This window comes from Nitrospiraceae bacterium (assembly GCA_035623075.1).
GTDB lineage: Bacteria > Nitrospirota > Nitrospiria > Nitrospirales > Nitrospiraceae > DASPUC01.
Genome location: DASPUC010000026.1, coordinates 48,946 through 61,295 on the forward strand (window position 1 = coordinate 48,946; position 12,350 = coordinate 61,295).

Genomic DNA, 12,350 nt, shown 5'->3' on the forward strand with positions numbered 1-12,350 from the left:
TGTCGGGTTTTTGCAGTGGGGAGGGAGACCTTGCAGAATCACGCTGAAGAATGGCGCACCCGTCTACTGGGATGCGAGATCGATCCAGAGGCCTTCTTGACCATGGCGAAGCTCATGACACAGACGGTGGAGATCGCGGGGCGCGGCCTGGCCCAGGCAGGACGCGAGAAGCTTGCGACGCAGGCTCCCTCCGTGGACTGGGAGCACATCTACAACACTACTCCGAACGTGCTCACCCAACTCATGCAGTGTCTCGATCCGGCCTTCGGGAGCAATCCTCCACGGGATGAGCACGAACTCAGACCCTGGGTCCGCACCACCATGGGGCAGATTACCCAACTACTGAAGAAGACCGATCGCTTCACTGATCCGAAGACCGGACTGTATACGGAGGCGGGGCTCCAGCAAAAAGACGTGAAGGCGGTCGTAGCCATGGCGGAAGCGAAGCTCACCGGGATGCTGGTGGAATTCCAGGCCGCCCTGGATTCGATCGTGGCTCAATTGATCTGGGGGACCCCGATGTCGGCGGTCTTGACGCAGGCCTTGGCAGGCGAGGAGACTGCCCTCTTCGACGTCCTCTCGCTCAATCCACACCTGATCTATCACCCGACGATCACGAACCAGATCCAAGACCTGATTGCCCACCAAGGGTCCGGGGTGGTGCGCGGCCTGGCCACTGCCCTGGAGCGCCGCCCGCAGCTCCGGGGAAATGCTACGATCGGCTTCATTCTCTTGGTGTTATGAGAGGCAGGTTTAAAGAAACTGACCTCCAACCAATTGCGGGGTTTCCTAAAAGCGGTGGGCATCCAAAACGTCCCGTCGCATCAGGCATTAGAGCGATACTGGGAACGGCTGGGGCTCAAGAAATATGTCGTGGAGTAGTCCGCACCTCTTCACCACCAGACTCGCATGAAGACGAACAAGCATTACACGTTGCGCCTCGTGCAGAGTCAGGGCGCGGTCCGGGCGCAAGACCTTGTTGACCAATTTGGCTACTCCCCGGCCACGGCTCGCTCCTATCTCTCCTACCTAAAACGGCAGGACCTGTTAGAACGGGCGAGCGCGGGGCACACTTTGACGACCAAAGGGACCATGCGTCTGCACCACTTTGATGCGGCTGGCTGTCCCCATCCCGACTGTCCAGTGTGCGAGGGCAAGGCGGGCTCGTTGACCTGCCCACGCTGTGGGTATTACATGCCCGCCAAGGAGGCCCGCATTCTGTCAGAAAAGGATTTTCTCGTGGTCCTGCGTCATGCCGGGGTCTATTGCCCCTGGTGTCTAAAGCTGATCTTCTCGGAATCACAAGCTCTGCTGTTGAACATCCCGAAGGAGGGTCGATGAAACCAGTCGGGTGGGAAATTCGCCCGTTAGGGTGGCTGCTGCTCGTCGTGCTGGTCGCACTTCTGGTCTATCTCATCTACAGACGGCTGCAGCCACCATCCGCTCAGCCGGAAGGCAACTCTTGATCGCTCTGCTCTACGCGTCTCGCGATTAAACAGACAACTTCTTATTTCATGTCTCCACCGGCATTCGGTTACTCTGCTGGTCAAACCGGTTCTCACATCGGTTACATGAGGATAGATTCCGCACAAAACTCGATTGCCATTAGACAAGCTAGCTTACACGCCTTATGCGTCTTTACTCACCTTTACTCACGGTGCTAGCTTACTCACGCCAAAAGACTAACAACACATGAAGCAGATTACCGTCCAGTTCTAGGAGGTGATTCAAAAACCTTACTGAGGCTCAAGGTGTATGTCGTGGAAATACCAAGGGGACACGGTTTCAAATGACTAGGGCCAAAAACAAATGTTTATTATTCAACGGCACGATCGCTTCTCAACTTGGAGGCTCGTATGTTTCAGCACTTCAGCAAATACCTCCAGCGAAAGCCAGGAGGGCCAGCCGTCGATTTTTCCGGGATCTGGGTGAATGAGTTGAGCTCCGAGATGGACCTCACGGTTCATGAAGGCCGGGTGAGCGGCACATATCGCACCGCGGTCGGACGAGCGAATCCGACCGAGCGATTCGAGCTTGTGGGGTTCGTTTCAGGGGATCGGATCGTCTTTTGTGTCAACTTTGGGGCCTACGGGACTCTGGCCGCGTGGGCTGGCCTGCATAGTGAGGACAAAGGGGTGGAGGAAATTTATTCCTTATGGCATCTCCCTCGGGAGATTCAAGACGACGAAGAGGCCAAGGAGTACCGCTGGTCAGCGATTTTGACAGGGGTCAACACGTTCAAGCGAAAACGAGCCTCATAAACGCGGTCAGCGTCGAGCAGGCTGCTTCCCTCACGTTCAACCGCTCAGGCATATGATCAAAAACAGTTGATTGTGAAACAGGAGTTACACTGCAAATTTCACCTTTGTTCCCTTGAATTAGGAGGCCTTCCGTTAGAGGTTTTTGACCCCAGTTGGCTTGTGACCACCATGCATTAGCAAAGGTGTCACGATTCAACAGGAGCAGGAGAAAGGGAAACAGATAATTCCTGCCTGCCGGGAGTGAGCCACCCAATGAGTCTCAATCGCCTAGTTGTAGTCCAGCACCAAACACCCCTGCGTTCCGAAGCTCAATAACGTGCCGAAAGTCTTCTGGAGGCTGGCCGAAAAGCCCATCGAGTCATGAGCAGAACAATTTCGCTGCCATACTGCGGAGTGTTTGCTCTATCCGAATTCGTTGCCCCTTCCTTGTGACAGACCAGAAACAACGCTAAAATCCGGCGCGGCATAACATTTGTGCATTGAGAGAGGTGACCAGTTTGCCTAAAATCAAACCAACCGCTCCGACGAGAAAAGTGTACATCGACTACCTCAGGGTAGCGGCAGTACTTGCGGTCATCGTCATTCACGTAACCGTGAAGCTCTATAATAAATTCGGTGAAATAGACCAGATAAGTTGGTGGCTCTCAAACTTCCTTAATTCCGCGTCTCGCTTTGCAGTGCCTCTCTTCGTGATGATCTCAGGTGCGGTGCTTCTGGGGAAACCCATGAGTACAGCGGATTTCTATCGCAAGCGAGCAGTTCGCTTGTTGCCAGCTATTGTATTTTGGACGATTGTTTACACTCTCCTTCAGATTTATCTGGGAATGGACGTCGATGGCTTCATACGGTTCTTAAAGGTGGACCTATTGGCAGAAGGTGGTGCCTATGTACATCTATGGTACCTATCGATGTACGCCTGCCTCATGCCCTTCGTTCCGTTCATCAACAAATTCGTCATTGGAGAAGCGCCTTCGTCAGGCGATCTGGCGGTTTTTGTGGCGATCATTGGGATATTCTTTTCTCTCAATACGGTTTCTTATTTCACAAGCGAGCTCGGCGGAATATTCATGGTTTGGTTCATATTATTTCCTTGGTATATGGGCTACTTAGTTATTGGCTACAGCATCGACAAATACGGAACATTCATTGGCGCAAGAAATTGCACAGTTGCCGCATCAATAGTCCTTCTTGCCATCATCGGTTCGTGGTTGAATTATTATGCGGCCGACAGTCTTGGTATTGTGAACGATCATTTTGTCCTCAGTAATACAGGAATCTTGGTTTTCATCAGTTCGCTTTGTATATTCTTTCTTGGGAAAAACAGCGAATCAGTCCTCAAAGAGAACAAAATAGTAGCCAAGATATCGGAAGCATCCTTCGGAATGTATCTGATTCATCCATTGTTTCTGACCTTCATCGCTCCAATTTATAAGAATTATGCCTTGCCTGGGTACGCCTATATCCCTTTGGCTCTGATGGCTACCTCTTTGTTCTCCTATTTTTCAGTAAGAGCCATGAGGAGCAGTAAATACCTCAGACAGGTGTGTTAACAATGCGCTGCATTGGTGGCTCCGCCGTTTTGGACCAATCTGAAGTAGGATTTCCGGCATCATTCATCCCTGAATAGAACACGCCCCTCGCCGATCTATTCCGCCACCAGGGATCGCCAAGTAGATAGACAGAGGCCACTATCGAGAGAAATCGGGTGGGTCCGCGCAAATTGTGCTCATTTTGTGCTCAACTCCACCTCACTCCAGCTCATTCCAGCCTACTCCAGCCAAAGCTCGAGTTTTGCCTAAATCTTGGTTGGAGTGGGCCTGAGTGAGCCTGAGTAGGCTGGAGGAGGGTCAGGGAAACGGTTTCCTAAACCGCGTCTCCCTAGGAGGAACCTGCGCGAGCTTGCGGCAATTCCCCAGCAAAAGGGGAGGATTCATTATGGTTCAGATCATGGTGTGTCAGCGTCTTTTGGCACCAGCTTGGCACCAAATTCTGACCCCGCATTAAGTTCCGGTAGATCACTTTGCGTCCCTGAGGGCACGCACCGGGAGCCCCTTCCGCTCCATGCACAGCTCAAACTGAAATCGTTCCTGCGGCAGCCCGGGATATTTGACGACTTGCCCGTCCGTTACGGCTTGAAATCGGCTGCCGGGCAGCACTTGCCGTACCACGTTCTGGCAATATGCAACAACGTTCGCAACCGTTTGTTTGTCTACCTGGACTCCAGCCTGAGCAATGGAACACATAAACAAAGTTTGAGTAATTACTATGCTGCAGACAGAAAGAATCAATACACTGCCCCTTCCAATAGCCGTCCGACCCATATTCATTCTCCTCCTGATCTTTATGGCGGTGGAACCGTGATTCAGACTACACTTCCTAAAACATAGCAGAACTGTGTTAGTGAAGAGTCTGCTTCCGGCACTGGCCCGTGACTACTTGACGCTCACCGCAGGGTAATAGCCGACAAGCTCGGCAGCCTGTTTATTCCGTATCCTCCCGTCACGTGTGGTTTGTTCTTCCATGCGAACTAATCTATTGACGACTGGCGCATACCAGCTTTTATGAGCCGTTCTATTGATCGCAGCTTCCGCATCCGTTCCACGGCATTCGATTTCGTCTTCCAACCGCAATGCATCGAAGGTCCCGGCTGGTACCGTAACTTTCTCCCATCCGACATATTGCCCGCTAACGCGGCACGCTGCGAAGGTACCTGTTTTGAGGTTTTTTACCCGATATTCTTTTTTCATCACTTTCCCGATGATGGCCGGAAAGCTGTTAATCCCGTTGGAGGGTTCATATTTGAAGCTCCCATCATCAATCACATTCCAAAACGGATCATACGCAATGATGACTACCGCCTCCTTGCCTTTGGTTTCTTGCCGGATTGTAATTTCGGAGTCGGAGACGGCAACCACACGCCGCGCATATTCATGCAACACCTCATTCGTAAACCCGTCTATGCGGTTGTACTTCCACACATCGCCAACGTGTATCGTCGGCTGGTTCACAACATCGGCAGCTTGCGCGAAATTGCCCATGCCAAAGAGCAATAACATCAGTACACAGATAGGTGTCCGCACATCATTGTTTTGAGCAAAGATTGAACTCATCGCATTCTGACAAAGCAACCAATACCAGGCCTGAGCCTTCCTCAATTTATGTGACGAGAGGTGGTGCTCAATGTGCCAATGAATACTCGACAAGCTCGGTGCTGATCCTTTCCCGTACTCGTCCGTCCTTCACGTTTTGGCTTGTTGTGCGTACCCACCTGTTAACGCCTGGCGCGTACCATGCTGTCTGAAGGGATCTAATGATCGTGGCACTGGCATTCGTCATTCGACACTCCTCTTCGGCTTCAAGGCGAACGGTATCAAAGGTTCCTGCCGGCACTGTGGCAGTCTCCTTCACAACGTATTTGCCTAATTTCGTGCACACGGCAGACGCACCTGTCTTCAGAACCGTCCCTGTGTATTCTTTTCTCAGCGTCCTTCCGATGGGTATGGGAAAAGTCTGAATCCCGCCAGGCGGTTCAAATTTAAGCGTACCGTCATCGACGATATTCCAAAATCGATCAAACACCTTGAGCCTGTCGATGTTATGGCTCTTGATCGTTTCCTTGACAAGAATTTCGGAACTAGAAATATCCACCACTCGATGCACAAATTCGAACTTGATCTCGCCAGTAAAGTCGTCGACCTGGCGGTACTTCCACACATCGCCGACATGAACTGGCGGGGCATCCGCGAGGTCCGCTGCACCAGCAGTAACTCCAGCCAATACACTCAGGACGATGCCCGTCAATACAGACACAAGACCTCTCATTGCTTCACTCCGGTCTGATCGTGGTCACGTCATCTTGTGGCTGATCCGTGCTCTTGAGGTCAGGCCCTAATAGGGATGAGTCAGGCGAGTGGGATCGTTCCTGATGCACGGGGGGGCGGAGGGCTCCGAAGCTGTCGAGACAACAGGTGGGGTCCTTAGGCGGTTCCAAACTCACGGGAGGAGGCTCTTGACGATCCGACCACATGGAGCACGCCGTCGCAAGCACTGCGATCACAACGATCAGAGAAGGACGCATAAGAAGTCTGGTTCAGCGTAAGCTGTATTCAACTAACTCGAAGATATCTTGGCTTCTGATCCGCCCATCTCGACTGAAGGTGTTATCAACCTTCACATCATTTTTGACAAGGGGGGCATACCAGTGGATTTCTTTGGTTTGTCCGACTCGAATGTCCTCATCCGTACTCACAGCATCCATCGTCAGTACGATCTTGTACGCATCGAAGGTGCCCGCCGGAACGGAGACTTTTTCGAACGACGCCACTTCGCCTTTAATGACAAATTTGCCATGCTTACCATTGGCAAAGAGCATCTTATCGGCGGTACTCTGCCAGGCCTTCCCTACCTGACAAGGGAACTCAAATCGCTTTAAGTAGGGGTCGTACTGGGCAGTGACCATGTCAACCTGATTCCAGTCACGCGTATAGGCCGCAACAGCGCTATTGGGTTGGCCTTTGGTGCGGAGACGGGTTCGGATTTCGGTCTCTGTCACTTCAATGACATCTTCAATTTTCGTCGTGTCCTTTTCCTTAGCTAACCCATTCACATGCTGCCAGGCCCACCGATCGCCGACATGAGGCTCTGGTCTCTCAGCGTTCTCGGCAAAGGCTAGGGTCGTAAAGCAGCTCACACCACAGACAATAGCGACCTGTAAGAAGCGATGACCAATCATGTGCCGATCTCCTCCTCTCGATGTGGACGGCTGGGATCAGTCCGCCCTCCCACCCAGTAATCCAAATGCATTCCTAAATACTCCTTGGGAAAGAATAGCTTGCATCAAGGAATTCGTCAAAAACGGTGTTTAAACCACAGTCCGCGGGGTTACGGTCCCCAATGAGGGGGAATTTCGCCACGGGGTTAGTAAGACGGTGAATTGCAGAACCTATGAAATTAGGCGCTGATGATCAAAAACCCTGCAAGTTGCTTGGTTGCGACTATCCTGATTTCATTAGTGTTGAAGGCTGGCTCTTATGGCGGAGCAAAAACAACTAGTTTTGGCTGCCCTTCCTGGACGAGTTTCGCAACTGCTATTGCGGGGAGGAGGTGTCACAAGCTACGACTCCAACGCTGGGGTCCATCTATCTTAAGTGCGTCGGCCCGGCAGGATGATCACGGATATATCGCTGCCCCAGATCCTAGAACCGCTGTTCAGCAAACACTGTCTTTGTATTCCTGCTGTGGAACACCCAGAAGCAATACGCGCCCCACAAGGTCCCAAGCGGAAACAGAAATAGCGAGAAAATGCTGAAGATTCTCACCGTAGTGAGCGCCCACGAGCGAAGCTGGATGAGTTTCAGACCACTAATGGCCATGAATGATCCGAGTAACACGAGTTGTCCGCTCATTAACCGACCCAACATGATGAGCAAATCACCGGGGGAGCGAAACCAAGCTTGCCGCTTACTCTCAAGGAACAAATATAATGTTATCGCAGACAGAAGCAGGACGGCGCCAAACGCTGCGTAGGCGTACCCGATGATGTGCACATGGACTTTGACTTCGTGGCGTGGCAACGGGCGTGGCAATAGTCCGCCTCCCGGGGGCTCGAAGGCTTCAGCGGGAGATTGCGGAGAATTGGGAGCGGGCATATCTTCGTTCATATTTTTCTGCTTCTAGAGTAAGAAAACGTCTTTCGGCCGGATCGCGCTCCAGTACACCACTTGGGTAAGCGTATCTGTAGAAAGCAGATCCGTCAAAACAAACGGTAGCTTGGATGAGGGGGGATGGTCAGATTTTCGGTCGCTATGCAGGACTAGAATTGCCACGGTCAATAGAGGGTAAGAAGATCCCTTTGTCACAAGTATTTGTTTTTGGAACTGGCGGAAGAGTACTTCAAAACCCCAAGGGAATCGACCTTTCTACTTTCGATCGTGAGAGAGGTTTTTGAACGGGGTTGGTCTAGTATTCGGGCTGGGTCAAGATCAGATTAGCGGGAAATCGGTTCATGTGTTGTTTGGCTGACCTGGGAGGCTCCGACCGTCTGTCAGCTATACTGAGCATCCTCTTGCCTGAAATTCTGTTCCATCCCGCTCAACATGATTCTCATAACACGGGCAGTCTGGATCTCCCATATGGCGAGGAAGTTTCCCCATCCAACGATCCACAGGAAAGAGGTAAGAGAACGGGAGAAACGGGGTTCCAGTGGCGAAGCCCAAGATATGCGCAGACCAATTCACCATAACAACACTGTCATCCTGCTCCCCGACTTTTTCAAGGAGCATTTCAATTGGCATAAGAGGAATTGCAACAACGAATCCGACAACCATGCCAATGGAGTTACCGACGAGAGTGGGGATCGCCACCACAGAGTTCCTTGAATACTGACGAGCATAACACTCAGCCCAGTTCAATCCTTTCCCCCCTGTATAGCTACAGAGAGCGCATCCCGAGGAGACTACGAGAAGCAGTATGAGCATTAAGTGGGTACAAGATCGAGTTATTTTCATCATGGTCCTAATTCGCGTGAGCATGTTCTATCTATGAAGTATATTTGAGGTTGTGTATTTGGCAAGGAAGCCAAAGTGGTAAGGCAGGCAAGTTCTTTCGAGTAGGGGCAAGACTCTTTGAATTTTTCTCGCGGTAAGCCTTAGGTAGCCCACTGGATACGGGGAGCGAGGGTCACTGTGGTGGGCTCAGTTTTGGAAGATATGGCGACCCAACCAAGAATCGAACGACAAAAGCATTGTGCTAAATTTGTGCTAGAGAGCAGTTGACAAAATAGAATTAGTAGAACTGACCGCAACAGATAGAAAGGTATAAGTCTTCGATTATTCTAATTAAGCGAAAAACCAGACGAAAGATCAGGGCGTTCGAAAATCAATCAGTATCAGCCTCATAACCCAAAGGTCGAAGGTTCAAATCCTTCCCCCGCAACCAAAGCCACGTCTCAGCCGTAGTTCCTCCCGTTTACGCGCACAAGGCTCCATCTTCGTTCATGATGAATGGAGGCTGCCTCTTACCCAGCCGTATTCATTGACCCTCCCCTTTTATGACCTGGTCAATCAGAAATTATCACATGAAAGAAGTAAGTCTTTGGACGGATTCAGCACTAATGGTATAGTCCGAACAGCGTGGCATCGCGAGAGAGACAATAATGCATTACGTTCGCATTGGGAAAAAAATCGTGAATCTCGATAGCGTGAGCTATTGCGAAGTGCAGATCTGGCAAGATGCTATGAGTGTGAAAATGTTTTTCGCAGGTTCTGCGCATAACACTCCCTTAGTCTTTAGCGAAGATGAAGCGAAGGAACTCTGGAAGTATCTGGAGTATGTGGCAGAGAAACCGGTGTGATAGCCCCAGCTCGTTTTATCGACAAGTGACCTTGAATCTTCCCCAGTCTTCGCGGATCCGATTGACTCCCTTGTACACTTGTTTGAATGGATTGATTCGGCGAGCGCCTCCGTCGAGCTAAACCCAGTCACGACCAGCGTGATTCAAGATACCCTCTTCGCATCGGCCGCAGCTGAGGTGGCGGCAATCGGAATCATCCAGACGCCCCTTTTGAATTCTCGATAATATCCCATGACCTTCTTGACGTAGAGTTGGGTTTCTTTGTAAGGGGGGATTTTGCCATATCGATCAACCTTGCGTTCGCCAGCATTGTACGCCGCCAAGGCCAGCCGAATTTTCCCGTGAAACCGATCCAGCAGATATCGGAGGTGTTTTGCCCCACCGACGATGTTGTCTTCTGTATCATAGAGATTACGCACACCATGGCGAATGGCCGTCTCCGGGATCAGCTGCATGAGTCCGACGGCTCCCGCCTTGGAAATGACCATGGGGTTGAAATCCGATTCGGCCTTCATGACGGCAAGGAGCAACGCCGGTGAAACTTTATATTGGCGCGCCGCGCGAGCAACCGCTTGCTCAAGCTCCATGTCTGACACAGCTCGATGGTATCGAGCCGGAGATCCAAATTCCTTGAAGCGAGCATCTGCCGGGACGTTCGTCAGATTGACGGTTCCCGTCGGGCTCACATATTCATAGACTTGGGCGTCAGCCAGAACTGAGGGTGCAAATGGCACGACAATCACCCCAGCAACCAAGAGCCCAATAGCAAGACACAGGTTGAGGGACAGAACCACGTGTGCTTCCTTATTCTCACCATGAGTCATCTTCATTTCTCTTCCCTCCCTAGCTCCGGATTTCATGATCCTCCGTGACAGTCTCCGGATGTTTCTCGTTCGGGAATTGACTCAGTCCTGCCATGCTACTAGCGCAGTTTCCGTGCCTTTTATTGAACAGCAAAAAATGATTAATTGTAGTGTATTATCCAATACTTACGTGTTCTCATCGACCCCAACTTTTGTAGGAGCAGCAGGGTGGGGTTATTCCCTTTTTCGACTTCCTGAAGCGCATTTTGTTGTCCTTTCGCGGGATGGCGTGCCAGTGGACGGCTGTGATAGGCTTCTACGGTCGATGGTGAGAATGAGGATTGGCTAAAGATGATCAAGATCAGGTATTGCCCTCGCGTGCATTCGAATTTTCCCGTCGTGTTCACCAGTGAACGCTGCGTGGGGGAAGGAATCGTCGTGAACGTTTCCGTGCCCGGATGTGCCATTCAAAGCCGGAGCCGAATTCCGCCCGGTTCTTACTTGAAGATGAGAATGCTGGTGCCAGACACAAGCTCTCCACTCCATGTTGGGTTAGCCAAGGTTCGCTGGTCCGAAGGACGCCGTTTTGGTGTCGAATTCATCCGCATGCCTGGCGGAGATCAGGTTCGTCTTGGCCGTCTCGTTAAAACAAAGGTTCATTTTGAATCTCCCTCACCATCCAGGAGATGGCGAGGTGCACAGTGTTCTGGCGGTCGCCGACCATGTTGATAGCAGGGGCTTTGATGGGAAAGATCCTTCTTACGATTCTGTTGCTGTCGGTCAGTGGCTGTGCCGAGCCCTATACCGTCTTCCACAGTAAAACAGGGGATCCGATTTTACTTGGCCGGCGTGCTTACTCGTATAATGGTTGTCTAGAAACTATGCGGGAGGAAGCTGCTCGCCTGGGTGTTACGTTTCGTACCGTACAGGTGAAGGGTTTAACAGTAGGGCGGTCACTGCTCTGGCCATTCGAACCAGGCTTCGCGTGTGAGGCCGCCATTGGACCGGAGCGCCCGCCACAGGGTGCTTACCCCAACGTCCCCCCTCTCGCTCCTCAAGGCTGAGCAACACTACTCTCGTTTGGCTCCCCAAGTTCCCCATCGGAAAATTTGCATCGGGATCTGGCTCAAAGCTCATCATATTGAGACATGTTGACAATAGAACCCGGAGCGCAGTATTACTCACGCAACACCAATCTGATGTGCCTGATGGCTGGATTGCTTCCGAACGTAACGTTCTTCCATTTTCAATTACTAAAATATCAACAAGGAGGTGGTCCACGCTGACACAGCGGCGTGATCTGCTGGGGAGCAACATCAAAATTTTGGTGGAGTCTGTTGGCAAAAACTGCAGAATCGTCCCGTAAGGAGATATATGGAAGATTTGGTGATCGAAGAAGAAGGCACGTGTTCCGCACTGAAGATTACGCTCGGTGATTTTCTCGTCTTTATCAATTGGATGAACCAAACGGAAAAGGCCCTTGAGCGTGGCGAAATGCTGCCAGCAGTTCCCGACCTGGATTCGGGCAAGGTGAGGGGTTGGGTTCAACTCGTTCAGCGGTTGGAGGAGCGGTTCCGCCGGAGCGAGGAAAAGAAGTTGGCGCTAGAGGCCAATGTCATTGCACAGGAAGCGCAATTGGGACAACTCCTGTCCCATTTACATGCGAACATCGCCTCTCTCTACGAAAACCTCGGGCAGTCCCAGAAGGCCGAGGAGGTTCGCCGTCGAGCAGAAGCGCTTCATGTAGCCTGATAATCTGACTACCGCTCGCCCCCACAAGGGCTGGAGCTATTCTCGTCAATAATCGATACACTCTCGCACGGTGGACGGGGAGGCATTGGTGTGTCCTCATCAAAGGACCAGCCCAACAGTACTCGAAATCCTGTCTTCCTGTATCCCGAGTTTTACTGCCTGCCTAAATTACTCATTTCCTTG

Annotated in this window: 13 protein-coding genes; 7 read left to right on the forward strand and 6 right to left on the reverse strand. The window is 51.5% G+C overall.

All coding sequences use genetic code 11. From position 1 onward, the window contains the following. Positions 1-30 precede the first annotated feature (30 nt). The 5 genes from VEI50_08805 (at position 31) to VEI50_08825 (ending at position 3,811) form a co-directional block, all read left to right on the forward strand. Entirely contained in the window at positions 31-744 is a 714-nt protein-coding gene (locus tag VEI50_08805; protein ID HXX75215.1) for a hypothetical protein, read from the forward strand. Positions 745-909: 165 nt separating this feature from the next. Continuing rightward, on the forward strand, positions 910-1,341 hold the full coding sequence (locus VEI50_08810; protein ID HXX75216.1) for a DeoR family transcriptional regulator: 432 nt from the start codon (positions 910-912) through the stop codon (positions 1,339-1,341). Continuing rightward, positions 1,338-1,466, forward strand: coding sequence for a hypothetical protein (locus VEI50_08815; GenBank protein ID HXX75217.1), 129 nt, complete (start codon positions 1,338-1,340; stop codon positions 1,464-1,466). The genes VEI50_08810 and VEI50_08815 overlap by 4 nt, the downstream gene beginning before the upstream one ends. 390 nt (positions 1,467-1,856) lie before the next feature. Next, a complete protein-coding gene (locus VEI50_08820; protein HXX75218.1) occupies positions 1,857-2,261 on the forward strand; it encodes an avidin/streptavidin family protein in 405 nt (134 codons plus the stop codon). A gap of 488 nt (positions 2,262-2,749) precedes the next feature. Next, the gene (locus tag VEI50_08825; protein HXX75219.1) at positions 2,750-3,811 is read left to right on the forward strand and encodes an acyltransferase family protein; all 1,062 of its coding nucleotides are present in this window, start codon (positions 2,750-2,752) and stop codon (positions 3,809-3,811) included. Positions 3,812-4,276: 465 nt separating this feature from the next. On the opposite strand, the gene VEI50_08830 is transcribed toward VEI50_08825, so the two are convergent. From VEI50_08830 to VEI50_08850, 5 genes are all read right to left on the reverse strand, one after another. Then, entirely contained in the window at positions 4,277-4,504 is a 228-nt protein-coding gene (locus tag VEI50_08830; protein ID HXX75220.1) for a hypothetical protein, read from the reverse strand. Between the two features lie 189 nt (positions 4,505-4,693). Next, positions 4,694-5,317, reverse strand: a complete 624-nt coding sequence (locus VEI50_08835) for a hypothetical protein (protein ID HXX75221.1) — start codon at positions 5,315-5,317, stop codon at positions 4,694-4,696. Between the two features lie 121 nt (positions 5,318-5,438). Next, a complete protein-coding gene (locus VEI50_08840; GenBank protein ID HXX75222.1) occupies positions 5,439-6,083 on the reverse strand; it encodes a hypothetical protein in 645 nt (214 codons plus the stop codon). A 268-nt stretch (positions 6,084-6,351) separates the two neighbouring features. Further along, positions 6,352-6,993, reverse strand: coding sequence for a hypothetical protein (locus VEI50_08845; GenBank protein ID HXX75223.1), 642 nt, complete (start codon positions 6,991-6,993; stop codon positions 6,352-6,354). Positions 6,994-7,456: 463 nt separating this feature from the next. Then, positions 7,457-7,921, reverse strand: coding sequence for a hypothetical protein (locus VEI50_08850; protein ID HXX75224.1), 465 nt, complete (start codon positions 7,919-7,921; stop codon positions 7,457-7,459). 1,493 nt (positions 7,922-9,414) lie between these two features. Between VEI50_08850 and VEI50_08855 the strand changes: the two genes are divergently transcribed. Beyond that, the gene (locus tag VEI50_08855; protein HXX75225.1) at positions 9,415-9,612 is read left to right on the forward strand and encodes a hypothetical protein; all 198 of its coding nucleotides are present in this window, start codon (positions 9,415-9,417) and stop codon (positions 9,610-9,612) included. 143 nt (positions 9,613-9,755) lie between these two features. Here VEI50_08855 and VEI50_08860 read toward each other — a convergent pair whose 3' ends face one another. Next, on the reverse strand, positions 9,756-10,442 hold the full coding sequence (locus tag VEI50_08860; GenBank protein ID HXX75226.1) for a lytic transglycosylase domain-containing protein: 687 nt from the start codon (positions 10,440-10,442) through the stop codon (positions 9,756-9,758). Between the two features lie 1,347 nt (positions 10,443-11,789). Here VEI50_08860 and VEI50_08865 point away from each other — a divergent pair. Continuing rightward, positions 11,790-12,167 carry a hypothetical protein gene (locus tag VEI50_08865; protein HXX75227.1) on the forward strand — a complete coding sequence of 126 codons (378 nt, stop codon included), beginning with the start codon at positions 11,790-11,792 and terminating at the stop codon, positions 12,165-12,167. The last annotated feature ends 183 nt before the right edge of the window (positions 12,168-12,350 follow it).

Bases quoted from the DNA above. Each gene is read 5' to 3' on its own strand.
- VEI50_08835 (HXX75221.1), bottom strand. From the start codon at position 5,317: ATGTTATTGCTCTTTGGCATGGGCAATTTCGCGCAAGCTGCCGATGTT.
- VEI50_08865 (HXX75227.1), top strand. From the start codon at position 11,790: ATGGAAGATTTGGTGATCGAAGAAGAAGGCACGTGTTCCGCACTGAAG.
- VEI50_08820 (HXX75218.1), top strand. From the start codon at position 1,857: ATGTTTCAGCACTTCAGCAAATACCTCCAGCGAAAGCCAGGAGGGCCA.
- VEI50_08810 (HXX75216.1), top strand. From the start codon at position 910: ATGAAGACGAACAAGCATTACACGTTGCGCCTCGTGCAGAGTCAGGGC.
- VEI50_08830 (HXX75220.1), bottom strand. From the start codon at position 4,504: ATGTGTTCCATTGCTCAGGCTGGAGTCCAGGTAGACAAACAAACGGTT.
- VEI50_08840 (HXX75222.1), bottom strand. From the start codon at position 6,083: ATGAGAGGTCTTGTGTCTGTATTGACGGGCATCGTCCTGAGTGTATTG.
- VEI50_08815 (HXX75217.1), top strand. From the start codon at position 1,338: ATGAAACCAGTCGGGTGGGAAATTCGCCCGTTAGGGTGGCTGCTGCTC.
- VEI50_08845 (HXX75223.1), bottom strand. From the start codon at position 6,993: ATGATTGGTCATCGCTTCTTACAGGTCGCTATTGTCTGTGGTGTGAGC.
- VEI50_08855 (HXX75225.1), top strand. From the start codon at position 9,415: ATGCATTACGTTCGCATTGGGAAAAAAATCGTGAATCTCGATAGCGTG.
- VEI50_08860 (HXX75226.1), bottom strand. From the start codon at position 10,442: ATGAAGATGACTCATGGTGAGAATAAGGAAGCACACGTGGTTCTGTCC.
- VEI50_08850 (HXX75224.1), bottom strand. From the start codon at position 7,921: ATGAACGAAGATATGCCCGCTCCCAATTCTCCGCAATCTCCCGCTGAA.